This window comes from Streptomyces sp. NK08204, assembly GCF_020400585.1.
Lineage (GTDB): Bacteria > Actinomycetota > Actinomycetes > Streptomycetales > Streptomycetaceae > Streptomyces.
In genome coordinates this window covers 138066-164413 of the sequence record NZ_JAINVF010000004.1, presented here as the reverse complement: position 1 = coordinate 164413, position 26348 = coordinate 138066, and the positions used below count along the sequence as shown (strand labels likewise).

Genomic DNA, 26348 nt, shown 5'->3' with positions numbered 1-26348 from the left:
CCTCGGCACCAGCTCGATCATTCGACCAACGGGTCGAACCTGTTGATCGAGACTGGTCACCTGCACGTTAGCCTCGGGCCAGAGCAGTGACGGACAGCACCGGCTGAATTGATACGAGGAGGCAACTCATGGCCAAGGTTCCCAGCGCGGCGGTCGCCGCCGGTGGGCTTGTCGGGGGTTACGGCGTCGCCCGTTGGACGAAGAAGCGGCAGCTCGGCGGGGCCGTGCTCGCCGTCGCCGGGGCCGCCGCGGCGCAGCAGTGGCGCAAGCAGGCGGGCGGGAAGGCCGCGGGGGCGCTCACGGCCGCGTACGTCGCCGCGTTCGCCGGGTCTCACCCGCTGGCCAAGAAGGTCGGCGCCTGGCCGTCCGTCTTCGGTGTCGCCGGGGCTGTGGCTCTTGCCTCCTGGGCCGTCGCCGACCGCAAGGCCTGAGACGGGACCCAGTGCGCAGCGTCTGAGCGGGCCCGGCGGCAGTTGCCTACAGCTCCGCCCGGCCCGCCCCTTGCAGCAGGCGCAGGTCGAAGGTCTCCGCCATCCTGCGGAAGCCCAGGTCGCTGGGGTGCAGGTGGTCGCCGGAGTCGTATGCGGGGCGGAGACTGCGGGGGGCGTAGGGGTCCCTCAGTGATGTGTCGAAGTCGGCCACCGCGTCGTAGATCCGGCCGGACCGGATCCGTGCGTTGACCTGTTGGCGTACCGCCTCCCTCGCCGGGGTCCAGCCCCGGTGGCCCTTGAAGGGCATCAGGGTGGCGCCCACGACCTTCAGGCCGCGGGCGTGGGCCTGGCGGACCAGGGTGCGCAGGCCGGCGGTGATGCGGTCGGGGTCGGCCAGCCTGGGGTTGCGGAGGATGTCGTTGATGCCCAGGTCGATCACCACCACCTTGACGTCGGGGTGGGAGAGGGCGTCGCGAGTGAAGCGGGCCGTGCCGCTCTGGTTCTCGGCGGGGCGGCCCGGGCCGTCGGCCAGGACCTGGTTGCCGCTGATGCCCTCGTTCACGACGCTGTAGCGCGGCAGGTGCCCGCCGCCCGCGACGGCCGCACTCAGCCGGCGCCACAGGACGTCGGGCCAGCGGCGGTTGGCGCCGACGGTGGAGGTGATGCCGTCGGTGATGGAGTCGCCGAAGGCGACGACGGTGCCGGTGGACTCGCTGCTCAGGACGTCCAGGGCCGTCAGATAGCGCCAGTACGGGGTCTGTTCGGTGTACGGCGTGCCGGTGGCGTCCTCGCTGCGGTCGCCGTCGGCGGCGTACGACATCTGCCGGGCGCGGGGATGGTAGGTGACCGGCCCGGAGGGGGTGGGGGCGTAGACGGTGACCAGGACGGTCGCGTCGTGCGGGATGGTGAGCGGTGCGGGATCGCTCACCACCTGGGCGCCGGCCGGGATGACCACCCTGGTGCTGCCGTCGAACGTGAGCCTGCGCATCGTCCCCGCGGCAGCCGCGGCGGTGTCCGGGCCCGCGGCCAGGGCGACGGAGGCGTGCGTGACGGTCAGCGGCGACTGGCCGTAGAGGTTGGAGAGGGTGACCCTCGCGCTCGTCCCGCCGGTACTCGCGTGGACGACGTTGCGCAGCGAGTGGCCCGCCAGGCCGTCCCTCTCGGTGCCCGGTTCGCCGCCCACCGGAGCGGTCGCCCAGGAGCCGACCCATGCCCTGGTGGAGGCGGGGGCGGCGGGAGCGGCGGAGGAGCCCTGGTGCGGGCGGTTGCCGTCGAGGCTGGTGCCGGGGGTGCCGTCCTCGGCCGTCGCCGCGATGTAGATGACCGAAGACAGGGCCAGGACCAGCGCGACCAGCGCGCTCAGGACCGCACCGTGCTGCGTGTGGGCTGCGGCCCCCGGCTGCTCCCCAGCGGGCCCCGCGCCCCCGTGATGACGCCTGGTCACGCTTGTGTCGTTCTCCTCGGGAAAAGGGAGCCCGAGGCTCCGGATCCGGTGAGCCCCATGATGCGTCATGGACTCGGGACAACTGGCAGCGGCCTGCTGAAACCCCCGGTCAGCCCAACCACCCTCCCCGGACGGCCCCCCGCCCGACCCCCCGTCCGAAGGCTGCCCATCCCTCTGCACACAGACGCCGGGAACTCTTGTTCCGTTCCGGTAGTCGGTCAGGAAGGGACAATTGTGTGGGATCACCGAACGCCGAACGCCGAACGGTGGGGGTGTGGAGCTGTGGAGCTGTGGAGCTGATGGAACCTACCGAGACCGGGACACCGGCGCGGGTCGCGTCGTACCGGACCATGACCGCCTTCACCCCGGCCGACGAGGAGCGGCGGCGCGGGGTGCGGCGCATGAAGCTGACAGCGACCGGGCTGCTGCTGTTCGTGGCGGTGGTGTACGTCCTGGCCAAGTGGGCCGAGCAGGCGGGGGCGGGGTCATGGGCCGGCTACGTGGCGGCGGCCTCCGAGGCCGGAATGGTCGGCGCGCTGGCCGACTGGTTCGCCGTCACGGCCCTCTTCCGCCACCCGCTCGGCCTGCCCATCCCGCACACCGCGATCATCCCGACGAAGAAGGACCAGCTGGGGATCTCCCTCGGTGAGTTCGTCGGCGAGAACTTCCTCTCCCAGGACGTCGTACGGCAGCGGCTGCACGCCGTCGGCATCGGCAGCCGCCTCGGGGCCTGGCTGGCCCTGCCGGAACACGCGGAGCGGGTGACGGCCGAGCTGGCGACCGCCCTGCGGGGCGCGCTCGCCGTGCTGCGCGACTCCGACGTCCAGGCCGTGGTCGGCGAGGCGATCACGCGGCGCGCCAACGCGCAGGAGATCGCACCCGGCATCGGCAAGATGCTGGAGAAGGTCGTCGCCGACGGCGGTCACAGACGGGCCGTCGACCTGATCGTCTCCCGCGCCCACGACTGGCTCGTGCTGCACCGCGAGAGCGTGATGGACGCCGTCCAGGGCGGCGCCCCCGGCTGGACCCCTCGCTTCGTGGACAAGAAGGTCGGCGAACGCGTCTACAAGGAGCTGCTGCGCTTCTGCGCCGAGATGCGCGACATGCCCTCGCACCCGGCCCGCGGCGCCCTGGACCGGTTCCTCAACGACTTCGCCGCCGACCTCCAGTCCGACACGGAGACACGCGCGCGCGTGGAACGGCTCAAGGGCGACGTGCTCGGCCGGGGCGAGGTCCAGGACCTGATCGCCTCCGCGTGGAGCGCCGTACGCTCGATGATCGTGGCGGCGGCGGAGGACGAGCGCAGCCAGCTGCGGCTGCGGGTACGGGCCGCGCTGCTGTCCCTCGGCGAGCGGATGGCGCGCGAGCCGAAGGTGCAGGAGAAGGTCGACACGTGGGTGGAGGGCGCGGCGGTGCACGTCGTCACCACCTACCGCAAGGAGATCACCTCGCTGATCACCGACACGGTCGCCGGCTGGGACGCGGAGCACACCACCCGCAAGATCGAGGCACACATCGGCCGCGACCTGCAGTTCATCCGGATCAACGGCACGGTGGTGGGTTCGCTGGCGGGTCTGCTGATCTACGTGATCTCGCGGACGCTGGGGGCATGAGGAGGAGCGCCAGGGGCCTGACGCGGGCGCGCCCCGGGGGGGCGGGGCGGGCCCGTCCCTGGTCGGAGGGGCCAGGAATACTGGGTCGCATGACCCGCTTGATCCTCGCCACCCGCAACGCCGGAAAGATCACCGAGCTGAGGGCGATCCTCGCCGATGCCGGCCTCTCCCACGAACTGGTCGGTGCCGACGCCTACCCGGACGTCCCCGACGTCAAGGAAACCGGCGTCACCTTCGCCGAGAACGCCTTGCTCAAGGCCCACGCGCTCGCCAAGGCCACGGGGCTCCCGGCGGTCGCGGACGACTCCGGGCTGTGCGTCGACGTGCTGAACGGCGCCCCCGGCATCTTCTCCGCCCGCTGGGCCGGCAGGCACGGCGACGACAAGGCCAACCTGGAGCTGCTCCTGGCCCAGCTGGCCGACATCGCCGAGGAACACCGGGGGGCGCACTTCGCGTGCGCGGCGGCGCTGGCCCTGCCGGACGGGACGGAGCGGGTGGTCGAGGGCCGGCTGCGGGGCGTCCTGCGGCACGCCCCCTCCGGCACGAACGGGTTCGGCTACGACCCGATCCTCCAGCCGGAGGGCGAGACGCGGACGTGCGCCGAGCTGAGCCCGGAGGAGAAGAACGCGATCAGCCACCGGGGGAAGGCGTTCCGGGCGCTGGTGCCGGTGGTTCGGGAGTTGCTGGGCTGACGCACAGGAGGGGCCGTCCGTCGGGACGGCCCCTCGCAGGTGCGGCCGATGGGAGTCGAACCCACATGGGCAAATGCCCCGAGGCACCTAAAACCTCTGCTTATACCATTCAGCAACGGCCGCGTGCCCGCCCATGTTACCGGGCATGTGCGCGACGCCCACCCTGCACCACGTACTGGCGATCGCGAGGCAGTTGGGGCAGAGCAGCCGGAGATTCTCGCGCCGGTTGTCCCGTCCGGTTTTCGTTGGTGTGACCGGCCTCCAGCGTCATCGGTCTGCCGAGCCACCCGGGGGCAGTCCCGCACTCGGCGCACGCATCAGGTCTGCCGATTCCACGGAGAGCTCGTCGCAGGAGCGGAGTCCGTGTCCGTTGATCGTCGTCGCGCAGAACGAGGATCTCGTCCGGCTTCTTGACCGGCATCGAGCGTGACTTCCCTCGTTTGGTGAGGCTGCCCCAGGAAGTACGCGGTCGTGAGGCCGTCTTCGGCGATCCATTGACGCGGCAGAGCACGCTGCGTGCTGTCGTCCGGGCGCTCAAGGCGGCGGAGCGCCTCGGCGATGGAGTACGACTCGGCGACTGCGACACGCAACTCACCGCATACGGACCGGGCCCGCCTGCCCCGGGGGCGTCAACACCCCCTAGTCCAGCGCGCTCAGCGTGCGCCACTGCTCCCAGTCGACGTTCCAGTCGCCGAAACCGTTGTTCAGGGCCACCCTGCCCTTGGTCTGAGCGCCTTTGACCTCGACGGGGTCGCCGATCTGCGCGTGGTCGTAGAACCACTTGGCGTCGGCGTTGCTCATGCCGATGCAGCCGTGGCTCTTGTTGGCCCGGCCGAAGTACGCGGCGTTCCAGGGCGCGGCGTGCGCGTAGGTGCCCGACCAGGTCAGCCGTACCGCGGAGTCGACCATCGCGTTGTAGGCGTTGCCCAGGCCCACGGTCTCGGAGTTCATCCGGATGGTGCCCTCCTTGGCCATCACCACCTCCGTGCCGCGCCAGGAGCCCGTGTCCGGGCCGGGTGTGCCGCCGGAGACCGGGAGGGTGCGCTCCGCCTTTCCGTCGCGCCACAGGGTGAGGTGGTAGTGGTCGAGGTCCACCTTGAACACCTGGCGCGCACCGATGGTGAAGCGGACGTGGTAGTCGCGGACGAACCAGCCGCCGCTCGGGCCCGAGTCGGTGCCGTTGAGCCGGGCGTCCAGCGTCACCGTGGTTCCCGGCTGCCAGTACTCCTTGGGCCGCCAGTCCACCCGGTCCCTGCCGGACCGGTCCTTCATCCAGCCCCAGGAGCCCTGGGTGTCGTTCGAGGTGGTGACCTTGAGCTGTTTCTCCACGGCCGCCTTGTCGCGCACCGGGTGGTCGAAGACCAGGGAGATCGGCTGGGCCACGCCGACCGTGGTGCCGTTGCCCGGCCGCCAGTCCACCTTGTTGACCAGGGTGGCGGCCTCGGTCGTGAAGGAGGTGCGGGCCTGGCTCTTGGTGCCGTCGGCCGTGCGGGTGGCGGCGAGGACCGTGTAGGCGGTGCCGGGCCGGGCGTTGCGGTCGGAGGTCCAGGTCCGGCCGTCGCTCGCCAGCCTGCCCGGGAGCCGGTCGCCGTGGGCGCCGGTGACGGTGACGGAGGTGAGGGTGCCGCCGTGGGCGGCCACCTCGACCGGGGCGCCGGCCCTCGCCCGCGTGCCGTGGGGTGTCACGGTGATCGTCGCCGCCCGGCCGCCCGGCCGCCCGCCGCCCTTCGCGTCCGTGGTGGCGGAGCCTCCGGCCGAGCAGGCGGAGAGGGCGGTGGTGAGCAGGGCGGCGGTCACGGCCGTGGTGAGGGCGCCGACGCGTATCTGGCTCAACGGATACCTCCGTGGAAGCGGACGTCGAAGAGACGTCGGGAAGACGTGGGGAAGCGGGGGTGCCGGGATGCCGGGATGCCAGGACTCTAGGCCGCGAGACGTGCGGTTCTGCGGTTGTTCCTGGTGTGTGACGGCTGTTGCGGGGCAATGGTCGTCGTCCGGTCACATTCGGCGCGCGGGTCGGTCATCGGCGCCTGTGAATCTCCTGTCATCGACTCATCACTTGACGACCGCACCCGAGGAGGCGCAGTGTCAGCGCTGCTCGCGACGGCAGGCTGTGGCCGGCGGGAAACCCGGCTGGGGCCCGTCACCGCCGAGGAGTACCGGGCCTTTCTGGCCTCACGCCCCGGCTCCGCCCTGGCCCCCGGCTTTCTGCAATGCCCTTCCTGGGCCGAGGTGAAGGAGGGCTGGCAGGCGCAACTGCTGGGCTGGGGGCCTGGGTTCGGGACAGGCGCGGGCGGGCTGACCGGTGTGGCGCTGGTGCTGCTGCGTCAGTTTCCCGGCACGCGCAGGTACTTCGCCTATCTGCCCGAAGGGCCCGTCGCCGACTGGGCCGACCCGGATCTCGACGGCTGGCTCGAGCCGCTGATGCGCCACCTGCGTTCCGCGGGTGCCTTCGCCGTGCGTATCGGGCCCTCGCCCGCCTACCGCCACTGGGACGCCTCCGGCCTCAAGGCGGGCGTCGGGCCCGGGCGGCGGGTGACCGACGTTCTCGCACGGGAGGTCGATCCGCTGGGTGCCGCCGTGGCCGAACGGTTGCGGGCCCGCGGCTGGCAGCGCTGCGGCGGGGACGAGGGCGACGGCGACGCCCAGCCCCGCTACGTCTTCCACGTGCCCCTCGCCGGGCGCAGCAGCGAGGACCTGTGGGGCGGACTCAACCAGGGGTGGCGGCGCAGCATACGCCGGGCGGCGAAGGCGGGCGTGACCGTGACCGTGGGCGGGGATGCGGAACTCCCGGAGTTCCACCGGCTGTTGCGGATCACGGAGGAGCGGGACGGATTCCGTCTCGGGCGCTCACTGGCCTACTACCAGCGCCAGTACGCGGCCCTCAACGCCGAGGAGCCGGGCCGGATGCGGCTCTACCTCGCATGTCACCAGGGGGAGATCCTGGCCGCCCACACCATGATCACGGTGGGGCGCCGGGTCTGGTACCAGACCGGCGCCTCGGCCGACCACCGGCGCGAGGTCCACCCCTCGCACGCCTTGCAGTGGCGGATGATGCTCGACGCCCAGGCCCTGGGCGCGGAGGTCTACGACATGCGGGGCGTGCCCGCGACGCTCGATCCGCAGGACCGCTCGTACGGCCTGCTGCGATGGAAGCTCGGCACCGGCGGCCGGGTCGTCGAGACCCTGGGCGAGTGGGAACGTCCGCTCGGCGGCACCGCCAACCAGACGCTGTACCGGGCCTTCCAGATGTACCTGGCCCGCCGATGAGCGAGGTACGCCCGCCGACGAGCGATGCACCCGGCCGGCCGGTGAACGGTACTGCTGCCACTGCCACTGCCGCTGCCGCTGCCGCTGCCGCTGCCGAGACCGCGAGCCCCGTCCTGCGCAGCGGTGCCCTGATGGCCGTCGGCTCCCTCGTCTCCCGCGCCACCGGCTTCGTACGCTCCGCCGTCGTCGCCGCCGCGCTCGGCGTCGGTGCGGTCGCCGACGGGTACGCGGTCGGCAACACCGTTCCCAACATCGTCTACACCCTGCTGCTCGGCGGTGCCCTCAACGCCGTCTTCGTTCCCGAACTGGTCCGGGCCGCCAAGGAGCACGAGGACGGCGGGGCCGCGTACACCGACCGGCTGCTGACCGTCTGCACGGTGGCCCTGTTGCTGATCACGGCCGGCGCGGTGCTCGCCGCGCCGGCGATCGTGGCGGCGTACACCGGCTACGGCGGTGCGCAGGCGGGGACGACGGTCGCCTTCGCCCGGGCCTGCCTGCCGCAGATCTTCTTCCTCGGGCTGTTCACCCTGCTCGGGCAGGTGCTGGGTGCCCGCAGCCGGTTCGGCGCCATGATGTGGGCGCCGGTTCTCAACAACGTGGTCGTGATCGCCGTCTTCGGCCTGTACCTGGCGACGGCCGCGACCGGCCGGACCCTCACGCCGGGCGAGACCGCACTGCTCGGCTGGGGCACCACCGCCGGGATCGTCGCCCAGACGCTGGCGCTGCTGCCGTCCCTGCGTGCGGCTCGCTTCCGCTGGCGGCCCCGGTTCGACTGGCGGGGCAGCGGGCTGTCCCGGCCGCTGCGCTCGGCGGGCTGGCTGGTGCTGCTCGTGCTCAGCAACCAGATCGCCTACTGGGTGGTGACCCGGCTCGCCACGTGGGCGGGGCAGCGTGCGGCGGCCGAGGGGATCGGCGGCGGGGCGGGTTTCAGCGCGTACGGCAACGCCTATCTGCTGTGGGCCGTACCGCATGGCATCGTGACCGTCTCGCTGGTGACCGCGCTGCTGCCCCGTATGAGCCGGGCGGCGGCCGACGGCGACACGGCCGGCGTGCGGCGGGACGTCGCGTACGCCCTGCGCACCACCGCCGCCGCCGTGGTACCGGCCGCGTGCGTGCTCGGCGCGGTCGCCGGGCCCATCATGGCGGTCGTCTTCCAGTACGGCAGGACGGGCCCGGACGACATCGCGGTCATGGCGGGAGCGTTGACGGCGTTCGCGCCGGGGCTGATCGCCTTCTCCGGGCAGTACGTCCTCTCCCGCGCCTTCTACGCCCTGTCCGACACCCGGACGCCGTTCCTGCTGAACCTGGTCATCGCCGGGCTCAACGCGGGTCTGTCCGCGGTGGCCTGCCTGCTGCTGCCGGCGCGCTGGGCGGTGACCGGGATGGCCGGGGCGTACTCGGTGGCGCTCTGCGCGGGGTGGGCGGTCACCGCGTACGTCCTCGACCGCAGGCTCTCGGGTCCGGATCCGGGGCCGGGGCGGGGACGGAGGCGGAAGCAGGGACGGAGGCGGAAGCGGAGGCGGGGACGGAGGGCGGTGTGGCGCTCGCCGACCGCCGCCGCGCAGGCCCGGTTGTTGCCGGCCGCGGCCCTGGCCGTGCTGAGCGGGCACCTCGTCGCCGCACGCCTGGCGTTCCTCGGCCCGCTCGCGGCGGCGGGGGCGGGTACGGCGGCGGTCCTGGCGGCCTTCGCCGTGGCGGCCCGCCCGTTGCGGCTGACCGAGGTGGAGGCCGGGCTCGGCGCGGTGCTCCGGGCGCTGCGCCGCCTTCGTAAGTGACCCCGACAACCGCCCGCAAAGCAAGTGGCCCGACAACCGACCGCAACTGAACGATCTTGTTCGTCATTTGACCGAGTTGGCCCGCAACTGAATGGAATACTCAGCGCATGCCCCGTGTCCTGCTCATCGAAGACGACGCCTCCGTCCGCGCGGGCATCGAACTCGGCCTGCGCCGCCGCGGACACGACGTACGCACCGCCTCCACCGGGGAGGCCGGGCTCGCCGCCATCGGCGAGTTCCGCCCGGATCTGCTGCTCCTCGACCTCATGCTGCCCGGCATGAACGGGGTCCAGGTCTGCCGCCAGGTGCGCGAGGCCGGCCAGCTGCCCATCATCATGCTCACCGCGCGCGGTGACGATTTCGACGTCGTGGTCGGGCTGGAGGCGGGGGCCGACGACTACATCGTCAAACCCGCCCGCACGGAGGTCATCGAGGCACGCATCAGGGCCGTACTGCGCCGCATCGAGGAGCCGGGCGGCCGGGCCGTCGTCGAGTTCCACGGCGACCTCGCCATCGACCGGGTCGCGCTGAACGTCGCCAAGGCCGGGCAGCGCGTGGCCCTCGCCCCCTCCGAGCTGAAGCTGCTGCTGTACCTGTCGGCCGCGCCCGAGCAGGTCTTCAGCCGCCAGCAACTGCTCGAACAGGTCTGGGAGCACAGCTACCACGGCGACGCCCGCCTGGTCGACGCCTGTGTACGGCGACTGCGGCACAAGATCGAGGACATGCCGGGCAGCCCCCGCTACATCCAGACCCTGCGGGGCTTCGGCTACCGTTTCGGGCCGCTGTGAGCCGCTGGAAGGCCCGCATCGGGCTGCGCGCCCGGCTGGTGCTGGCCTTTTTGCTGGTCGCCGTCGTCAGCGCCGGGACCACCGCTCTCCTCACCTACCGCGAGGCCCGTACCGCGATCCTCCGGCAGGCGCAGGACACCGCGGTCTCCACCTTCCGCGACCGCGCCCAGGACCTGATCGTCGACCTGCCCGTCCAGCGGTCCAGCCTGCGCCGGCAGCTGCAGGAGATCGCCCGCCAGGGCAAGCCGCACCCCTGGGTGGTGTTCGCCGAGTACGGCCCGCTCCGGGTCTCCTCCGGCACCCGGCCGGTGTCGACCGTCATCACCCCGGCCCTGCGCCGCGCCGCGCTCACCCATCCCGGCGGCGGCTTCCAGCGGGTCGAGGAGCACGGCCGGCCGTGGCTGACCGTCGCCGTACCGACCGTGTTCCAGGCCGGGGCCGCCGAGCACCCCACGGGGCTGGTGGTGTACGCCGTGATGCCGCTGACCGACGAGGAGGCAGGCGTGCGGGCCATGGTGACCGCGGCCCGCGACGGGGCCCTGCCGGGGCTCGCGCTCGCCCTCGTCCCCGCACTGCTGGCCTCCCGGAGCGTGCTGCGCCCGGTACGGGACCTGCGCCGGGCCGCCCGGAACATGGGCAGTGGTCACCTGGAGACCCGGATACGGGTGAAGGGCAGCGACGAACTCGCCGACCTGGCCCGTACGTTCAACGAGTCCGCCGTCGAACTGGAGCGGACCGTCGGCGAGCTGAGGGAGGCCGAGGCCCGCGCCCGGCGCTTCGCCTCCGACGTCTCCCATGAGCTGCGCACCCCGCTCGCCGGGATGCTGGCCGTCACCGAGGTCCTGGACGAGGACGCCGCCGGCCTCACCCCCGACACCGCCGCCGCCGTCCGGCTGATCAGCGCGGAGACCGGGAAACTGGCCGTCCTGGTCGAGGACCTGATGGAGATCTCCCGCTTCGACGCCAGGGCTGTCGAGCTGAACACCGACGAGGTCGACGTCGCCCAGGCCATCCGCAAGACCCTGGCGGCCCGCCACTGGACCGACCCGGCACAGGTCGCCGCCGACCTGCCCGACGGCGTCCGGGCCCGCCTCGACCCCCGCCGCTTCGACGTCATCGTCGCCAACCTGGTGGCCAACGCCCTCCGCCACGGCGCCCCACCCGTCCGGGTGAGCCTGCGCGTGACCCCGCACGCCTCGACGCCCCCGCCCGTCCCGGCGTCGCCGGTCGACCCGGGGTCCCCGGCGGACACGGCCCCCGCAGCGGCCCCGGCATCCTCGGCCGCCCCCGTGCCCCCCGGGGGTGCGGCCCGGATCGTCGTCGAGGTCGTGGACAGCGGCCCCGGCATTCCCGCGGACGTGCTGCCGCACATCTTCGAGCGCTTCTACAAGGCCGACGCGGCCCGCGGCCGTTCGGAGGGCAGCGGGCTCGGCCTCGCCATCACCCTGGAGAACGTGCACCTGCACGGCGGCACCGTCCGGGCGGCGAACGCCCCCGGAGGCGGAGCCGTCCTCACGGTGGAGATACCGCTGCGGCGCGCGGAGGCGACGGCGTGAGACGTACCCTCTCCCGGGCGGCCCGGGCCCTCGCGGCCTGCGCCTCGGCAACCGTTCTCCTGACCGGCTGCGGCGTGCGCGGCACGGGCGTCGTCCAGGCCGGCGGACCCGCCACCGTCGCCGTCGTCCCGTTCCCCCCGCAGCGAATGCTGCTCTTCTTCCTCTCCTCACAGGACCGCCTGATGCCGGTGGCCCGGCCGGTCCGCACCGATGACCTGAGCGATCCGGTGCCCGGCGCGAAGGTCCTCGCCGCGCTCCTCGCCGGCCCGACATCGGCCGAGCGCGCGGCCGGCCTCCACACGGGGCTGCCCCGCCCGGAGGGAGGTGCCCTGATGATCAGCAAGGCATCCGGAGGCGAGGTGCTCGCGACCGTCCCCTTCGCGGTCCGCTCTCTCACAACGGCGGCGGTACGGCAGCTGGTGTGCACGATGGCACACACGGAGGGCGGGGACGGCATCGCGGAGGTGACCGTCCGGGGCACCGACGGCCCGCTCCCCGCCGCCCGCTGTTAGCTCCGGGCCTCCCTGCGGCTCAGATCCCCAGATCCTTGATGATCTTGGCTACGTGGCCGGTGGCCTTGACGTTGTACAGGGCGCGTTCGACCTTGCCCTCCTCGTCGACGACGACCGTGGAGCGGATGACGCCGACGACCGTCTTGCCGTAGAGCTTCTTCTCGCCGAAGGCGCCGTACGACTCGAGGACCTGCTTGTCGGGGTCGGCGAGGAGGGTGACCTTGAGGGACTCCTTCTCGCGGAACTTGGCCAGCTTCTCCGGCTTGTCGGGGGAGACGCCGATGACGTCGTAGCCGGCCGAGGCCAGCAGCTGCAGGTTGTCCGTGAAGTCGCAGGCCTGCTTGGTGCAGCCGGGGGTCAGGGCCGCCGGGTAGAAATAGACGATGACTTTGCGGCCCTTGTAGTCCGACAAGGACACCTCGTTGCCGTCGGCGTCGGGGAGGGTGAAGGCGGGGGCAACGTCCCCGGGCTGGAGTCGCTCGCTCATCGGACCAGCGTAGACCAGCACAACCGGGGGGCCTTGCCGTGCGGTGCCGCCGGGAGCTGACAGACTGTCCAGAACAAGCGGCAGCAACAGGCACCAGCTGACTTCGGAGGCCTTACGGTGGCGGACACGTCGGACACCAGAACCCCGGCGCAGATCGAGGCGGACATCAGGCGTCGCCGTGAAGTGCTGGCCCACACGCTCGACGAGATCGGGATGCGGGTCCACCCCAGGACGATCGTCGGGGACGCGAAGGCCAAGGTCGTGGCGAACATCGATCACACGGTCGGGCGGACTTACGTCCAGGTGAACCGCCTGGTCAGTGACGTGCGGGCGCAGTTCGTGGACGAGGAGGGCGCGCCGCGGATGGAGCGGGTCGTGCCGGCAGCGCTGGTCGTCGTCGGGATCGTGGGGCTGCTCGCCCGCCGGTCGCGGCGGCGCAAGGGATGAAAGTCCGAGGAAAGCGGTGACCCGGGCGGACACCCGCGTGGCCGAGGCAGGTAGGTTCGAGGCGTGAGCGCCAACAGAAACGAGCACAGCACCCCCCATCACGACAAGCTGCCCATTCGGATGCTGCACGACCGGGTTCTGGTCAAGCAGGACACCGGGGAGGGCGAGCGCCGCTCGGGGGGCGGGATCCTGATTCCGGCCACGGCGGCCGTCGGGCGGCGGCTGGCCTGGGCCGACGTTGTCGCGGTCGGGCAGAACGTCCGGACGGTGGAGCCCGGGGACCGGGTCCTGTACGACCCGGAGGACCGGGCCGAGGTGGAAGTGCGGGGCGTGGCGTACGTGCTGATGCGGGAACGCGATCTGCACGCCGTGGCCGCGGACCGGTTCGAGGGGTCGGAGGACTCCACCGGCCTGTACCTCTGACAGCTCTCCCCAGGTTCAGGGACGGGAAGGGCTGGTGACGGTTGTCACCAGCCCTTTTGTTGTGTCTTGTCCACCCGGGTGTCTGCTGCCGGTCGCCGTGGTGGGAGCTGACGGCGACCGGCAGTGACCGGCGGTGGTCCTACAGTCCTCCGCCGCCCGTCGTCGGGCCCCCGGTGCCGCCCGCGCCGCCTCCGGTGCCGCCGCTGGTCGTACCGCCTGTGGTGGTGCCGCCCGTGGTGGTGGTACTGCCGCCGGTGGTCGTGCCGCCGGTCGTCGTACCGCCCGTGGTGGTACTGCCGTCGGTGGTCGTACCACCCGTGGTCGTACCGCCCGTCGTGGTGGTGCTGCCGTCGGTCGGGGTGCCGGTGGTGCCGGTGGTGCCGTCGGTCGGGGTGCCGGTCGGACCGCCGGCCGCCTGGCCGCCGTCGGTGGTGGTGCCGCCGTTGTCCTGGCCGCCGGTGCCGGGCTCGGCCGAGGGCGCGGCGGTGGGCGGTGCGACCTGGTCGGCGCCCTGCTGGAGCTGGAGGTCGAAGTCGGCGGCCGGCTTGCCCTGCAGCGCGTCACGCGTGTACTGGGCCCAGATCTGGGTGGGCGGGCCACCGCCGTTCATGCGGGGCTGGCCGAGGGCGCCGTACAGGGACATGTGCTGGGCGGTCACCGGGTCCTGGCCCATGACGGCGACGACGGTGGCCAGGTCGGGGGTGTAGCCGGCGAACCAGGCGGCCTGGTCCTTCTCCGCGGTACCGGTCTTGCCGGCTGCGGGGCGGCCGGCGGCCTGTGCGGCGATGGCGGTGCCGCTGTCGACGACGCTCTGCAGGACCGAGGTGGTGGTGTCGGCGGCCTCGCGGCTGACGGCCTGCTTGACCTCCTGCTGGGGCAGCTCGATCTCCTGGGTGCTGTCCTTGGTGATCCTCGTGACCATGGTGTACGTGCCGTGCTTGCCGTGGTTGGCGAGGGTCGCGTACGACTCGGCCATGTCCAGGACGCTGGCGTTGGCGGTGCCGAGGGCCATGGACGGGGACGGGTAGAGGTCCGGGGTGTCGGAGGGGATGCCGAGGCCGATCGCGGTCTGCTTGACCTTGGACGGGCCGACGTCGGCGGCCATCTGCGCGTAGACGGAGTTCACCGACAGGTCGGTGGCCTTGCGGACGGTGATCTGGCCGTAGGACTTCTGGTCCTCGTTCTCGGGGGCGTAGCTGCCGCCGGGCCAGCCCTCCACGGGGCGCTGGTTGGTGCCGTCGTAGTAGGTGTTCGGGGTGATGGGGCGGCCGTCCTGGGTGGTCGAGCCGTTCTGCACCGCGGAGGTGAACACGAACGGCTTGAAGGTCGAACCGACCTGGAAGTCACCGCGGGTGGCGCCGTTGGTGTACTGCTTCACGTAGTCGATGCCGCCATACATGGCGACGACCTTGCCGGTCCTGGGGTCGACGGAGGCGCCGCCGGCGCGGACGTAGGTGTCGGCCTTGCGGTTCTTCTTGTCGAGCTTGGAGATCAGCTGGTCGTTGACGGCCTTGACGAAGGCGTCCTGCTTGTTCTTCTGGATGGTGGTGGTGATGCGGTAGCCGCCGGCCGCGAGTTCGTCGGCGTCGACGATCTTGTTGGTGATCAGGTAGTGCTTGACCGCCTCCACGAGGTAGCCGCGCTGGCCGGACAGGTCGGCGGAGGCCGTCTGTTCCTTCGGCATCGGGAACTTCATGCCGGTGCGCTCGCCCTTGCTGAGCCAGCCCTTCTTGACCATGCCGTCGAGGACGTAGTTCCAGCGGGCGATGGCCGCCTTCTTGTTCTCGGGGTGGGCGACGACGTCGTACTCGCTGGGCGCGTTGACGAGGGCGGCGAGGTAGGCGGCGCGGGCCGGGTCCAGGTCGGTGGCGTCCATGCTGTAGTAGGCCTGGGCGGCGGCCTGGATGCCGTAGGCGTTGCGGCCGAAGTAGCTGGTGTTGAGGTAGCCCTCCAGGATCTCGTCCTTGGACTTCTCGCGGTCCAGCTTGATCGAGATGAAGAACTCCTTGGCCTTGCGGGTGAGGGTCTGCTCCTGGGCCAGGTAGTAGTTCTTCACGTACTGCTGGGTGATGGTGGAGCCGGACTGGGTGCCCTTGCCGGTGGCGGTGTTCCAGGCGGCGCGGATCATGGCCTTGGGGTCGACGGCGGACTCGGAGTAGAAGTCGCGGTCCTCGGCGGCCAGTACGGCGTGCTGGGCGTCCTTGGAGATCTGGGCGAGGGTGACGTTCTCACGGTTGATCTCGCCGTCGTGGGCCAGCTGGGAGCCGTCGGCGTAGAGGTAGACGTTGCTCTGCTTGGTGGCGAGCGCGTTGGCCGGCGGGATCTTCACGAGGGAGTAGCCGAGGAAGAACAGGCCGATGACCAGGAGCACACCGACGAAGAAGGTGCCGAGCACCATGCGCCAGGTGGGCAGGAGCCGCCGCCATCCGGTGCGCTTGGGCCGCTTGGGCTTCTTGCCCTTGCCGCCGCCACCGGCACCGCCGCCGTTGCCGCCGTCGGAGGCGGACGCGGTGGCCTGCTGCTCGGGGGTGTCGGAGGCGGAGGCCGCCGGGGCGGCGGCACCGGGTACGGCCGTACGGGCAGCCTTGCCACCGACACCGACAGCTGCGCCGGCCGCTGCGCCGACAGCGGCTGCCTGGGCTGCCTGCCCGGCCTGCGCACCGGCCCCGGCCCCCTGAGCGGCGGCGCCGGCCACGCCTGCGGCACGGGCGGCCTGGGCGGCGGGGTTCGGGCGGGGGACGCGGGGGGTTCGGGCAGCGGGGTTCGCTCCGGTGGAGGGGGAGGCCCCGGAGGCCGCGCCCTCGCCGCCGGGCTGCCCGGGCTGACCGGGCTCGGGCGTGCGGGGGGCGGTGACACGACGGAGGACCTGCGTGCTCTCGGACGGACCGGGCTCACCGGCGCCTTGACCAGCGGAGTCGCCCTTACCGGAGGTGGTCCCGGACACCTTCACGCGCCGGAGGACCTGGGTGCTCTCCGCCGACTGGGTCTGCTCGGCACCCGTACGGCCGCCGGAGGCGGCGCCGGCGGAACCAGGGGTCTGCCGGGCGGCACCAGACCCCCCGGCAGCCGGGGAGCCCGCGGACCTGCCGGCCGCCGGGGTGCCCGGAGAAGGAGCGGCCCCGCCTACGGCCCCGGTCTCACGAGGAGCACCGGACGCACCAGCAGCCGAGGGCTCCCGCGAAGCAGCGGCCCCACCGGGAGGCGGAGACTGCCGCGAAGCGGCCGGCCGGCCGTCGGGCGAAGATCCCTGGGAGGCAGGAGGACCACCCGCAGCCGCAGCCGCCCGGGAGGCGGTGGATCCACCGCCCGCCCCCGTCGCCCCCGAAGCAGGCGACCCACCGGCAGCAGAGCCACCCTCAGACGCAGCGGCGGCTGCGCCGGGCTGTCCGCTTCGGGCGCGTGCCTGGGCGGCGCGGCGCGCTCGGGCCACGGAGAGGGTCTGGTCCTGGGGCGCCGGGCCCCTGCGGGCGGCCCCGCCGTCCCGTGCGGGCATGCCCTCCCGCGGTCCCGGGACGGACGTGGGCGCATCCGAGGCTCCCTCGGCACGCCTCAGCCCCTCGGTACCTCCGGGCTCGCCCGTCCGCCGCTCGGCCCGGTTCCCCTGTATGCCCTGGTTCCCCTCGTTCCTCTCGGCGGCCGGTTTCCCGTGACCTTCGGGGTTTTCGGGCCCCTCAGCCGGCAGCGGCCCTCTCTGCGCCACGCCCTCGTTCGGCTGCTGCGGCTGCGGCTCGTCGCTCATGTCGTGCACGGACTCCTGATTTCGTCGTACGTTCCCGTACGCTCGTACGCCTTCTGCCCCCAGTTTGAAGACTCTCGCACCTGGCATTCCGTTCCCGGATTCCGGCAGGCTTCCGGCGGAAATGCGTGGCCGGTCGCCGGGCCTCGGACTAGGCTCCTGCGCTTCGGTGTCGAGCGGTCCCGAGGAGGTCGACTGGCGTGGGCGCGGGACGGTTGTACGCGGCCGTTGCGACGGGGGGATTCAGACGGTACGCGACGTATCGAGCCGCCACTGCGGCAGGGGTGTTCACGAACACCGTCTTCGGCCTGATCCTCGTGTACACGTACAAGGCGCTGTGGGACGAGCGACCGCATCTGGGCGGGTACGACCAGGCGCAGGCCGTGACGTACGTGTGGCTGGGGCAGGCGTTCTTGTCGACACTGGCGATCGGCGGCGGGGGCGTCGAGGACGAGTTGATGGAACGCATCCGTACGGGGGACGTGGCGATCGACCTGTACCGGCCGGCCGATCTTCAACTGTGGTGGCTCGCCGCCGACCTGGGGCGGGCCTTCTTCCAGTTGCTGGGGCGGGGCGTGGTGCCGTTCGTCATCGGCGCGCTGTGCTTCCCGGCGTATCTGCCGGCCGACGCCGGCAGGTGGGCGGCGTTCTTCGTCGCGGTGCTGCTGGCGATGCTGGTCGGCTTCGGGATCCGCTTCCTGGTGGCGCTGAGCGCGTTCTGGCTGCTGGACGGCACGGGGGTGACGCAGGCGGCGTGGCTCGCGGGCTTCTTCTGCTCGGGGATGCTGCTGCCGCTCAACGTGTTCCCGGGCGTCCTCGGGGAGGTCGTACGGGCACTGCCGTGGTCGTCGCTGCTGCAGGCGCCGGCGGACGTCCTGCTGGGGCAGGCGGATCCGCTGGGGACGTACGCGTTCCAGGGTGCGTGGGCCGTGGCGTTGCTGGGTGCGGGGCGGCTGGTGCAGTCGGTGGCGACGCGGCGGGTGGTGGTCCAGGGTGGCTGAGGCACTGCGGGACCGCGGCACCGGCGGCGGCCGGCTGCGGGAGGGGGTGCGGGCGTACGGGCTGATCGCCGGGATGTGGATCCGCTCGGCGATGGCCTACCGCGTGTCCTTCGCGATGACGGCGCTCGGGAACTTCTTGGCGACCTCCTTGGACTTCGTCGCGATCATGCTGATGTTCTCGCGGGTGGACACGCTGGGTGGCTACGCGCTGCCCGAGGTCGCGTTTCTGTACGCGCTGTCGGCGATGTCCTTCGGGCTGGCCGATCTGGCGATCGGCTCGATGGACCGGCTGGGGCGGCGGGTGCGGGACGGCACGCTGGACACGCTGCTGGTGCGTCCGGCTCCGGTGCTGGCGCAGATGGCGGCCGACCGGTTCGCGCTGCGCAGGGTGGGCCGGCTGACCCAGGGGTCGCTGGTGCTGGGCTGGTCGCTGACCGGGGTGGACATCGACTGGACGGCGGCGAAGCTGCTGCTGTTGCCGGTGATGGTGGTGAGCGGCTGCGGGATCTTCTGCGCGGTGTTCGTGGCGGGGGCGGCGTTCCAGTTCGTGGCGCAGGACGCCTCGGAGGTGCAGAACGCGTTCACCTACGGGGGTACCACGCTGTTGCAGTACCCGCCGACGTTGTTCGGGCGGGAGCTGGTGCGGGGGGTGACCTTCGTGGTGCCGCTGGCCTTCGTCAACTGGCTGCCCTCGGCGTTCGTGCTGGGGCGGCCTCTTCCGCTGGGCCTGCCCGAGTGGGTGGCGTGGACACCGCCGCTGGTGGCGGTGGGCTGCTGTGCACTGGCGGGGCTGGCGTGGCGGGCAGGACTTCGTTCGTATCGGAGCACAGGGAGCTAGCGCGGTGCCGGACAGGGACGTCAGTGCACGGGAGAGTGCCTTCATCTCGCTGGAGGAGGTCGAGAAGGTCTTCGAGGTGCGCAAGAGGACCGGGTTCCTCAAGCGGGAGCGGCGGCAGGTGCGGGCGGTGGACTCGATCTCCTTCGGTGTGACGCGCGGGGAGATGGTCGGGTACATCGGGCCGAACGGCGCCGGGAAGTCGACCACGATCAAGATGCTGACCGGCATCCTGACACCGAGCGGGGGCCGGGTGCGGGTGGCGGGGATCGATCCGGCGCGGGAGCGCAGGCGGCTGGCGCACCGGATCGGTGTGGTGTTCGGGCAGCGGACCACGCTGTGGTGGGACCTGCCGCTGATCGACTCGTACCGGCTGGCGCACCGCATGTACCGCATTCCGCAGGCGCGTTACCGGGAGAACCTGGACCGCTGTGTCGAACTGCTGGAGCTGGCCGGTCTGCTGGACGTGCCGGTGCGGCAGCTGTCGCTGGGACAGCGGATGCGCGGGGACATCGCGGCGGCGCTGCTGCACGACCCGGAGGTGCTGTACCTGGACGAGCCGACGATCGGCCTGGATGTGGTCTCGAAGGCGAAGGTACGGGGTTTTCTGAAGGAGTTGAACGCCGAGCGCGGGACGACCGTGCTGCTGACCACGCACGACCTGCAGGACATCGAGCAGTTGTGCTCGCGGGTGATGGTGATCGACCACGGGCGGCTGATGTACGACGGCCCGCTGGCGGGGCTGCACGAGGCCGGGGACGGCGAGCGGACGCTGGTGGTGGACCTGGAGCGGGAGTTGCCGCCGATCGAGGTGCCGGCGGGCCGGGTGGTGCGCGTGGAGGGGCCACGGCAGTGGCTGGCGTTCCCGGCGGGGCAGTCGGCGGCGCCGCTGGTGGCGCACATCGCGGCCGAGTATCCGCTGGCGGACCTGTCGGTGCGGGAGCCGGACATCGAGGCGGTGATCGCCAAGATGTACGCGCACAGGGCCGTCTCGTAGGCTGCGGTCATGACCGACAACGTCCCCGGCCTTCCGGACCTCCGGGCGTCCGACGCCGACCGCGAGCGGGTTGCCGAGATCCTGCGGGACGCCCTTGCCGAAGGGCGTCTGGACATGGAGGAGTTCGAGGAGCGGCTGGAGGCGGCGTACACGGCCCGTACGTATGCCGACCTGGCGCCGCTGACCCGGGATCTGCCGGCGGGCGGGGCGGTGGTGCCGCCGCCCGTCTCGTTCGGCAAGGCGGCGGTGGCGAGCGGGGGTTGGGCCGACCGGATCGTCGGCGGTGAGGGGTCGTCCACCGGCGCGGTCGCCGTCATGTCGGGGTTCCGGCGCAGGGGGCGCTGGACCGTGCCCAGGCGGTTCAGCTGTTTCGCGTTCTGGGGCGGCGGCGAGATCGATCTCAGGGAGGCGGACTTCGCGGACCGCGAGGTCGAGATCAACTGTGTGACGATCATGGGCGGGGTGCAGGTGATCGTGCCGCCCGGCGTGGACGTCGTCGTACGCGGCGTCGGGGTGATGGGCGCCTTCGAGCACCCGAGGGGCGACGGTCCGCCCGAGCCGGGTGCCCCGCGCGTGGTGATCGGCGGTTTCGCGTTCTGGGGCGGGGTCGGCGTGGAACGCAGGGTCACCCGGGCCGAGCGGCAGCGGCTGAAGGAACAGCGGCGTCAGGAGGGCCTGGAGCACGGCGAGCCGCGCAAGGAGCTGCCCCGGGAGCACCGGGAGCGGCGCGGGTACGACACGGACTGAGCGAGCGCGCGCTCCCCGGACCCCGCCCGCTTACGGTGTGCAGACCTTGGTCAGTTCGCCCGCCGCATCGGTGACAGGGCTGACATCGGGCGTGCGGTCGCCGTTCCTGATGGCCGTGCGGACGTTCTCCACGGCCTTGTTCAGGTCGTCGACGGCCTTGTTGACGTCGGCGTCGTCGGTCTTGTCGCCGATCTTCGTCAGGTTCTTGTCGATGGCGTCGAGGGCGGTGTCGGCCTGGCTCGGGTCGTTCGCGGCGTTCTCCACGGCCTGCTGGAGCGCGGTGACGCTGTCGGCTATGGAGTCCGCGGCCTGCACGCAGTCCAGGGCCTTGTTCACGGCGTCGCAGCCGGTGGTGAGGCCCGCGGTGAGCCCGACGGCCGCGATGACGGCGGCGATGGCGATGGCACGGCCTCGGCGTCGGCTGGCGCCCATGGTGGTGTTCCCCCTGATAAGGACTGACATGACTGGCGGGCGCACGGCGGTGCCGTGCGCCCGTAACCATAGGGACGCCTGGGCGGGTGCGGGGGTTGCCCTTCCGTACCCGCGGCTTTGGCGCGCCCTTTACTTTCCGCGTCAGTCTTCGATTGTGGCGGCCAGCGCGGCCTTCTGGTGCTCGGTCAGCTCGGCGCAGCCGGCGACGGCGAGGTCGAGCAGGGCGTTCAGTTCCTCGCGGGCGAAGGGCTCGGCCTCGGCGGTGCCCTGGACCTCGACGAAGCGGCCGTCGCCGGTGCAGACGACGTTCATGTCGGTCTCGGCGCGCACGTCCTCCTCGTAGCAGAGGTCGAGGAGCGGGATGCCGCCGACGATGCCGACGGAGACGGCGGAGACGGTGCCGGTGAGCGGCTGACGGCCGGCCTTGATCAGCTTCTTGCCGCGGGCCCAGGTGACGGCGTCGGCCAGGGCCACGTAGGCGCCGGTGATCGCCGCCGTGCGCGTGCCGCCGTCCGCCTGGAGGACGTCGCAGTCGAGGACGATGGTGTTCTCGCCGAGCGCCTTGTAGTCGATGACGGCGCGCAGGGAGCGGCCGATGAGCCGGGAGATCTCGTGGGTACGGCCGCCGATCTTGCCCTTGACCGACTCGCGGTCACCGCGGGTGTTGGTGGCGCGGGGCAGCATGGCGTACTCCGCGGTGACCCAGCCCTCGCCGGTGCCCTTGCGCCAGCGCGGGACTCCTTCGGTGACGGAGGCGGTGCAGAAGACCTTGGTGTCGCCGAAGGAGACGAGGACGGAGCCCTCGGCGTGCTTGCTCCATCCGCGCTCGATGGTGATCTTGCGCAGTTGTTCGGGGGTACGGCCGTCGATGCGAGACATGGCGTCGAGCCTATCCGGAGTGAGGCGAGGGGCTCCTCCCCCGGCGGGAAGAGCCCCTTACAGGTGCATCACGTCGGCTGGGTCCCGGAGCGGTGCGGGTCTCGTGGGCTCACATCATGTCTTCGATCTCCGCGGCGATCGGGTCGGCGTCGGTGCCGATGACGACCTGCACGGCGGTACCCATCTTGACGACGCCGTGGGCGCCGGCGGCCTTCAGGGCGTTGTCGTCGACCAGCGAGGGGTCGGACACCTCGGTGCGCAGCCGGGTGATGCAGCCCTCGATCTCCTCGATGTTGTCGATGCCGCCGAGCCCGGCGACGATCTTCTCAGCCTTGCTGGCCATGTTCCGTCTCCCTGAATTCCCTGGTCCGTACCGCTTGGTCGCAGTAACCCACAGTTGGCCCATCTTCGCGAGCGGTCATGCCGTACGTGCCGAATGATGGCGATCACGACAGCGGAACCGTCCGCGACTGGTCTACACCACCCGGGGGACGGTCGCCAAACCGCGTCCGAGTCGAGCGGTGCGGAGGACGCCGATGAGCGCCAGCAGTGCCGAGAGCACGGCCGGTCCGGCACCGGAGCGACGGCACCGGCTGTTCCAGGGCATGCAGAAGATGGGCCGCAGTCTTCAGCTGCCGATCGCGGTACTGCCGGCGGCGGGCATCCTCAACCGGCTGGGCCAGCCGGACGTGTTCGGCGCCAAGGGGCTGGGCTGGACCGATGTCTCGAAGGTGATGGGCGGCGCGGGCGGCGCCCTGCTCGACGGCTCGCTCGGCCTTCCGCTGCTGTTCTGCGTGGGCGTCGCGATCGGCATGGTGAAGAAGGCGGACGGTTCGACGGCACTCGCGGCGGTGGCGGGCTTCCTCGTCTACTACAACGTGCTGCACCAGTTCCCCGTGGCCTGTCCCGGCGGCTCGAAGGCGGTGACCGGCGTCGGCTGCCAGGTCAGCAGCGGCGCGGGCGCGGGCGCGGGCGCGGTGACACCGTTCACCTTCCAGAACCCGGGGGTGTTCGGCGGGATCGTCATGGGGCTGCTCGCGGCCTTCTTCTGGGCGCGCTTCCACCGCACCAGGCTGGTCGACTGGCTCGGCTTCTTCAACGGGCGCCGCCTGGTGCCGGTCGTCATGGCGTTCGTCGCCATCGTGTTCGCCGCGCTGTGCCTGTGGATCTGGCCGCCGATCGGCGACGGCCTGGAGGGCTTCGGCGCATGGCTGCGGGACGCGGGCGCCTGGGGCTCGGGCATCTTCGGCGTCGCCAACCGGGCCCTGCTGGTCGTCGGCCTGCACCAGTTCCTGAACGTGCCGGTCTGGTTCCAGTTCGGCAGCTACACCAAGCCGGACGGCACGGTGGTGCACGGCGACATCAACATGTTCCTGCAGGGCGACCCGAACGCCGGCCAGTTCACCTCGGGCTTCTTCCCGATCATGATGTTCGCCCTGCCGGCGGCGGCACTGGCGATGGCGCACTGCGCCCGGCCGAGCCGCCGCAAGGAGGTCGGCGGAATGATGCTCTCGGTGGCGCTGACCTCGTTCGTCACGGGCATCACCGAGCCGGTCGAGTACTCGTTCCTGTTCATCGCGCCGGCGCTGTACGCCGTGCACGCGCTGCTGACCGGAATGTCGATGGCGGTGACCTGGGCGCTCGGGGTGCATGACGGCTTCAGCTTCTCGGCCGGTCTCATCGACTACGTCATCAACTGGAACCTGGCGACGAGACCGTGGGCGATCGTCCCGATCGGCCTGTGCTTCGCGGCCGTCTACTACGCCGTCTTCCGTTTCGCGATCACCCAGTTCGACCTGAAGACGCCGGGGCGGGAGCCCCAGGACGAGGTCGAGGACGTCACCAGGCTGTGAGGCACGGAGCGTAGCGCCGTCGTAGCGGAGTTCGTTGTTCCTTGTCAGCCCTTCATCTGCTACAACAGGTCTACACCACTGAGTGGTGTAGACCACCACCCGACGGAGGACGTATGACCACCGCCACCGCAACGGCGGCCCCCGCGAAGAAGCGGGGCTCCGGCCTGTTCCAGGGCCTGCAGAAGGTCGGCCGCAGCCTGCAGCTCCCGATCGCCGTACTGCCGGCGGCGGGCATCATGGTCCGGCTCGGCCACGACGACATCTTCGGCAAGGACGGCCTCGGCTGGGACAAGGTCGCGACCGTGTTCAACGCGGCCGGCGGCGCCATCACCGGCAATCTGCCCATCCTGTTCTGCATAGGGGTGGCCATCGGCTTCGCCAAGAAGGCGGACGGCTCCACCGCGCTCGCCGCGCTGGTCGGCTTCCTCGTCTACAGCAAGGTGCTGCAGGCGTTCCCGCTGACCGGGGAGCACATCGACCACGGGCAGATCGTCGCGGCCACCTACAACGACCCCGGGGTCCTGGGCGGCATCATCATGGGCCTGCTGTCCGCCGTGATGTGGCAGCGCTACCACCGCACCAGGCTGGTGGACTGGCTCGGCTTCTTCAACGGCCGCCGACTGGTGCCGATCCTGATGGCCTTCGTCGGCACGCTCGTCGGCGTCTTCTTCACCCTCGTCTGGGAGCCGGTCGGAGACTCCATCACGCACTTCGGCAAGTGGATGACGGGGCTCGGCGCCGGCGGCTCGGCCCTGTTCGGTCTGGTCAACCGCGGCCTCATCCCGATCGGCATGCACCAGTTCGTGAACACCGTGGCGTGGTTCCAGCTCGGCACCTACAAGGACGCCGCCGGCCAGGTCTTCAACGGTGACTACAACCGCTTCCTGCACGGTGACCCGAGCGCCGGTATGTTCATGTCCGGCTTCTTCCCGATCATGATGTTCGGTCTGCCGGCGGCGGCCCTCGCCATCGCGCACTGCGCCCGTCCCGAGCGCCGCAAGGCCGTCCTCGGCATGATGATCTCGCTCGCGCTCACCTCGTTCGTCACCGGTGTGACCGAGCCGATCGAGTTCTCCTTCATGTTCATCGCCCCGGCGCTGTACGCGATCCACGCGGCCCTGACGGCCGCGTCGATGGCGGTCACCTGGGCCCTCGGCGTCCACGCGGGCTTCAACTTCTCGGCCGGCGCCATCGACTACGTCCTGAACTGGAACCTCGCGACCAAGCCCTGGCTGATCATCCCGATCGGCCTGGTTTTCGCGGCCGTCTACTACGCGCTCTTCCGGTTCGCGATCCTCAGATTCGACCTGAAGACCCCGGGCCGCGAGCCCGAGGAGGAGGTCGAGGACCTCACCAAGGCGTGAGTGCCGCCGCGCCATGACGGCAGCGGCACGACGAAGGCCCCGGAACCGGCTTGGTTCCGGGGCCTTCGCACATCCGGGCCGGACCGCCGCCGGATCCGTACGTCGCGGGGACCTCGTACGTCTTCCAGGTCTCGTACGTCTGCTAGGTCTCGTACGTCTGCTAGATCTCGTACGTCTTGCGGGGCGCGGCCAGTTCCACGGGGCCGTCGAAGACCGCGCGGGCGTCCGCGAGGTTGACCTGGGGGTCGGTCCACGGCGGGATGTGGGTGAGGACCAGGCGCCGCGCACCCGCGCGGGCGGCCGTCTCTCCCGCCTCGCGGCCGTTGAGGTGCAGGTCCGGGATGTTCTCCTTGCCGTACGTGAAGGCGGCCTCGCACAGGAACAGGTCGACGTCCCGGGCCAGCCTGTCCAGCGCCGGGGTGACGCCCGTGTCGCCGGAGTACGCCAGCGAACGCCCGCCGTGCTCCAGGCGGATGCCGTACGCCTCCACGGGGTGGTTGACCCGCTCGGTGTGCACCGTGAAGGGGCCGATCTCGAACGTGGACGGCTTGACCGTGTGGAAGTCGAACACCTCGCTCATCGAGGAGGCGGAGGGCGTGTCGGCGTAGGCCGTGGTCAGCCGGTGCTCGGTTCCCTCGGGGCCGTAGACCGGGATCGGGTCGCAGCGACCACCGTCGTGACGGTAGTAGCGGGCCACGAAGTAGCCGCACATGTCGATGCAGTGGTCGGCGTGCAGATGACTGAGGAAGATCGCGTCGAGGTCGTAGAGACCGCAGTGGCGCTGCAGCTCGCCGAGGGCGCCGTTGCCCATGTCGAGGAGCAGCCGGAAGCCGTCGGCCTCGACGAGGTAGCTCGAACAGGCCGATTCCGCGGACGGGAACGACCCCGAGCAGCCGACGACGGTGAGCTTCATGAAGCAGAAACCTCCGTTGGCGGGAAAGCGGTGGGCGGGAGCGGAAGAGCGAAGACCGGGGTCGAGGGCGGGGGAGCTCGGGGGTCGTGCGGTCCGTCGAGAGTAAGGCGCAAAAGGGCGGGTCGCTCCTCCGCCAGGGGCCGTTGTGGGCGAACT

Annotated in this window: 24 protein-coding genes and 1 tRNA gene; 16 read left to right on the top strand and 9 right to left on the bottom strand. The window is 71.5% G+C overall.

The features are described from left to right. The first annotated feature begins 128 nt into the window (after positions 1-128). Positions 129-431 (top strand): hypothetical protein, encoded by a 303-nt coding sequence (locus K7G59_RS08550; protein ID WP_225831808.1) that lies wholly within the window; start codon positions 129-131, stop codon positions 429-431. Positions 432-477: 46 nt separating this feature from the next. Here K7G59_RS08550 and K7G59_RS08545 read toward each other — a convergent pair whose 3' ends face one another. After that, positions 478-1875 carry an SGNH/GDSL hydrolase family protein gene (locus K7G59_RS08545; protein WP_374114198.1) on the bottom strand — a complete coding sequence of 466 codons (1398 nt, stop codon included), beginning with the start codon at positions 1873-1875 and terminating at the stop codon, positions 478-480. Positions 1876-2174: 299 nt separating this feature from the next. Here K7G59_RS08545 and K7G59_RS08540 point away from each other — a divergent pair, with 299 nt between their 5' ends. Both K7G59_RS08540 and rdgB read left to right on the top strand, forming a co-directional pair. Further along, the gene (locus K7G59_RS08540; protein ID WP_225831805.1) at positions 2175-3488 is read left to right on the top strand and encodes a DUF445 domain-containing protein; all 1314 of its coding nucleotides are present in this window, start codon (positions 2175-2177) and stop codon (positions 3486-3488) included. Positions 3489-3577: 89 nt separating this feature from the next. Then, a complete protein-coding gene (rdgB, locus tag K7G59_RS08535; RefSeq protein WP_225831803.1) occupies positions 3578-4180 on the top strand; it encodes an RdgB/HAM1 family non-canonical purine NTP pyrophosphatase in 603 nt (200 codons plus the stop codon). A gap of 40 nt (positions 4181-4220) precedes the next feature. On the opposite strand, the gene K7G59_RS08530 is transcribed toward rdgB, so the two are convergent. Both K7G59_RS08530 and K7G59_RS08525 read right to left on the bottom strand, forming a co-directional pair. Then, positions 4221-4303 (bottom strand) — tRNA-Leu (locus K7G59_RS08530). Between the two features lie 516 nt (positions 4304-4819). Then, positions 4820-6013, bottom strand: a complete 1194-nt coding sequence (locus K7G59_RS08525) for an Ig-like domain-containing protein (protein WP_225831801.1) — start codon at positions 6011-6013, stop codon at positions 4820-4822. 249 nt (positions 6014-6262) lie between these two features. Between K7G59_RS08525 and K7G59_RS08520 the strand changes: the two genes are divergently transcribed. The 5 genes from K7G59_RS08520 (at position 6263) to K7G59_RS08500 (ending at position 12078) form a co-directional block, all read left to right on the top strand. Further along, on the top strand, positions 6263-7447 hold the full coding sequence (locus K7G59_RS08520; protein ID WP_225831799.1) for a peptidoglycan bridge formation glycyltransferase FemA/FemB family protein: 1185 nt from the start codon (positions 6263-6265) through the stop codon (positions 7445-7447). Beyond that, on the top strand, positions 7444-9222 hold the full coding sequence (murJ, locus tag K7G59_RS08515) for a murein biosynthesis integral membrane protein MurJ (RefSeq protein ID WP_225831797.1): 1779 nt from the start codon (positions 7444-7446) through the stop codon (positions 9220-9222). The genes K7G59_RS08520 and murJ overlap by 4 nt, the downstream gene beginning before the upstream one ends. Positions 9223-9329: 107 nt before the next feature. Continuing rightward, positions 9330-10010, top strand: a complete 681-nt coding sequence (locus K7G59_RS08510) for a response regulator transcription factor (RefSeq protein WP_225831794.1) — start codon at positions 9330-9332, stop codon at positions 10008-10010. Beyond that, a complete protein-coding gene (locus tag K7G59_RS08505; RefSeq protein ID WP_225831792.1) occupies positions 10007-11566 on the top strand; it encodes a cell wall metabolism sensor histidine kinase WalK in 1560 nt (519 codons plus the stop codon). Before K7G59_RS08510 ends, K7G59_RS08505 begins: the two co-directional genes overlap by 4 nt. Continuing rightward, positions 11563-12078: a hypothetical protein gene (locus K7G59_RS08500; protein WP_225831791.1), complete on the top strand. Its 516-nt coding sequence runs from the start codon at positions 11563-11565 to the stop codon at positions 12076-12078. Before K7G59_RS08505 ends, K7G59_RS08500 begins: the two co-directional genes overlap by 4 nt. 19 nt (positions 12079-12097) lie before the next feature. On the opposite strand, the gene bcp is transcribed toward K7G59_RS08500, so the two are convergent. Further along, the gene (gene bcp, locus K7G59_RS08495; protein WP_225831789.1) at positions 12098-12565 is read right to left on the bottom strand and encodes a thioredoxin-dependent thiol peroxidase; all 468 of its coding nucleotides are present in this window, start codon (positions 12563-12565) and stop codon (positions 12098-12100) included. Positions 12566-12682: 117 nt separating this feature from the next. Here bcp and K7G59_RS08490 point away from each other — a divergent pair, with 117 nt between their 5' ends. Both K7G59_RS08490 and K7G59_RS08485 read left to right on the top strand, forming a co-directional pair. Then, positions 12683-13012: a DUF3618 domain-containing protein gene (locus tag K7G59_RS08490; protein ID WP_225831787.1), complete on the top strand. Its 330-nt coding sequence runs from the start codon at positions 12683-12685 to the stop codon at positions 13010-13012. 63 nt (positions 13013-13075) lie between these two features. Then, complete coding sequence (locus K7G59_RS08485; protein ID WP_225831786.1) at positions 13076-13435, top strand: co-chaperone GroES; 360 nt, start codon at positions 13076-13078, stop codon at positions 13433-13435. 139 nt (positions 13436-13574) lie between these two features. Here the strand turns inward: K7G59_RS08485 and K7G59_RS08480 are convergent, their stop codons facing one another. Beyond that, positions 13575-16385, bottom strand: a complete 2811-nt coding sequence (locus K7G59_RS08480) for a transglycosylase domain-containing protein (protein WP_225831784.1) — start codon at positions 16383-16385, stop codon at positions 13575-13577. A gap of 986 nt (positions 16386-17371) precedes the next feature. Between K7G59_RS08480 and K7G59_RS08475 the strand changes: the two genes are divergently transcribed. The 4 genes from K7G59_RS08475 (at position 17372) to K7G59_RS08460 (ending at position 20751) form a co-directional block, all read left to right on the top strand. Continuing rightward, positions 17372-18172 carry an ABC-2 family transporter protein gene (locus K7G59_RS08475; RefSeq protein WP_225831782.1) on the top strand — a complete coding sequence of 267 codons (801 nt, stop codon included), beginning with the start codon at positions 17372-17374 and terminating at the stop codon, positions 18170-18172. Between the two features lie 73 nt (positions 18173-18245). After that, positions 18246-19010, top strand: coding sequence for an ABC transporter permease (locus tag K7G59_RS08470; protein WP_225832245.1), 765 nt, complete (start codon positions 18246-18248; stop codon positions 19008-19010). A 4-nt stretch (positions 19011-19014) separates the two neighbouring features. Next, positions 19015-20004 carry an ATP-binding cassette domain-containing protein gene (locus K7G59_RS08465; RefSeq protein WP_225831780.1) on the top strand — a complete coding sequence of 330 codons (990 nt, stop codon included), beginning with the start codon at positions 19015-19017 and terminating at the stop codon, positions 20002-20004. Positions 20005-20013: 9 nt separating this feature from the next. Beyond that, complete coding sequence (locus tag K7G59_RS08460; protein WP_225831778.1) at positions 20014-20751, top strand: DUF1707 domain-containing protein; 738 nt, start codon at positions 20014-20016, stop codon at positions 20749-20751. A gap of 30 nt (positions 20752-20781) precedes the next feature. Here the strand turns inward: K7G59_RS08460 and K7G59_RS08455 are convergent, their stop codons facing one another. From K7G59_RS08455 to K7G59_RS08445, 3 genes are all read right to left on the bottom strand, one after another. Beyond that, positions 20782-21183, bottom strand: a complete 402-nt coding sequence (locus tag K7G59_RS08455) for a hypothetical protein (RefSeq protein ID WP_225831777.1) — start codon at positions 21181-21183, stop codon at positions 20782-20784. A gap of 141 nt (positions 21184-21324) precedes the next feature. After that, positions 21325-22062, bottom strand: coding sequence for a ribonuclease PH (rph, locus tag K7G59_RS08450; RefSeq protein WP_225831775.1), 738 nt, complete (start codon positions 22060-22062; stop codon positions 21325-21327). Positions 22063-22171: 109 nt separating this feature from the next. Further along, positions 22172-22405: a glucose PTS transporter subunit EIIB gene (locus K7G59_RS08445; protein ID WP_225831773.1), complete on the bottom strand. Its 234-nt coding sequence runs from the start codon at positions 22403-22405 to the stop codon at positions 22172-22174. 193 nt (positions 22406-22598) lie between these two features. Between K7G59_RS08445 and K7G59_RS08440 the strand changes: the two genes are divergently transcribed. Together K7G59_RS08440 and K7G59_RS08435 are read left to right on the top strand one after the other, a co-directional pair. After that, complete coding sequence (locus K7G59_RS08440) at positions 22599-23915, top strand: PTS transporter subunit EIIC (protein WP_225831771.1); 1317 nt, start codon at positions 22599-22601, stop codon at positions 23913-23915. Between the two features lie 113 nt (positions 23916-24028). Continuing rightward, positions 24029-25279, top strand: a complete 1251-nt coding sequence (locus tag K7G59_RS08435; protein WP_225831768.1) for a PTS transporter subunit EIIC — start codon at positions 24029-24031, stop codon at positions 25277-25279. A 160-nt stretch (positions 25280-25439) separates the two neighbouring features. Here K7G59_RS08435 and K7G59_RS08430 read toward each other — a convergent pair whose 3' ends face one another. Beyond that, on the bottom strand, positions 25440-26192 hold the full coding sequence (locus K7G59_RS08430) for an MBL fold metallo-hydrolase (protein ID WP_225831765.1): 753 nt from the start codon (positions 26190-26192) through the stop codon (positions 25440-25442). Positions 26193-26348: the final 156 nt, after the last annotated feature.

What these genes read in the sequence shown, in the direction of transcription:
- K7G59_RS08550 (WP_225831808.1), top strand. Translation starts at nt 129, where the DNA reads ATGGCCAAGGTTCCCAGCGCGGCGGTCGCCGCCGGTGGGCTTGTCGGG.
- K7G59_RS08540 (WP_225831805.1), top strand. Translation starts at nt 2,175, where the DNA reads ATGGAACCTACCGAGACCGGGACACCGGCGCGGGTCGCGTCGTACCGG.
- rdgB (WP_225831803.1), top strand. Translation starts at nt 3,578, where the DNA reads ATGACCCGCTTGATCCTCGCCACCCGCAACGCCGGAAAGATCACCGAG.
- murJ (WP_225831797.1), top strand. Translation starts at nt 7,444, where the DNA reads ATGAGCGAGGTACGCCCGCCGACGAGCGATGCACCCGGCCGGCCGGTG.
- K7G59_RS08510 (WP_225831794.1), top strand. Translation starts at nt 9,330, where the DNA reads ATGCCCCGTGTCCTGCTCATCGAAGACGACGCCTCCGTCCGCGCGGGC.
- bcp (WP_225831789.1), bottom strand. Translation starts at nt 12,565, where the DNA reads ATGAGCGAGCGACTCCAGCCCGGGGACGTTGCCCCCGCCTTCACCCTC.
- K7G59_RS08470 (WP_225832245.1), top strand. Translation starts at nt 18,246, where the DNA reads ATGTGGATCCGCTCGGCGATGGCCTACCGCGTGTCCTTCGCGATGACG.
- K7G59_RS08460 (WP_225831778.1), top strand. Translation starts at nt 20,014, where the DNA reads ATGACCGACAACGTCCCCGGCCTTCCGGACCTCCGGGCGTCCGACGCC.
- K7G59_RS08455 (WP_225831777.1), bottom strand. Translation starts at nt 21,183, where the DNA reads ATGGGCGCCAGCCGACGCCGAGGCCGTGCCATCGCCATCGCCGCCGTC.
- rph (WP_225831775.1), bottom strand. Translation starts at nt 22,062, where the DNA reads ATGTCTCGCATCGACGGCCGTACCCCCGAACAACTGCGCAAGATCACC.
- K7G59_RS08445 (WP_225831773.1), bottom strand. Translation starts at nt 22,405, where the DNA reads ATGGCCAGCAAGGCTGAGAAGATCGTCGCCGGGCTCGGCGGCATCGAC.
- K7G59_RS08440 (WP_225831771.1), top strand. Translation starts at nt 22,599, where the DNA reads ATGAGCGCCAGCAGTGCCGAGAGCACGGCCGGTCCGGCACCGGAGCGA.
- K7G59_RS08435 (WP_225831768.1), top strand. Translation starts at nt 24,029, where the DNA reads ATGACCACCGCCACCGCAACGGCGGCCCCCGCGAAGAAGCGGGGCTCC.
- K7G59_RS08430 (WP_225831765.1), bottom strand. Translation starts at nt 26,192, where the DNA reads ATGAAGCTCACCGTCGTCGGCTGCTCGGGGTCGTTCCCGTCCGCGGAA.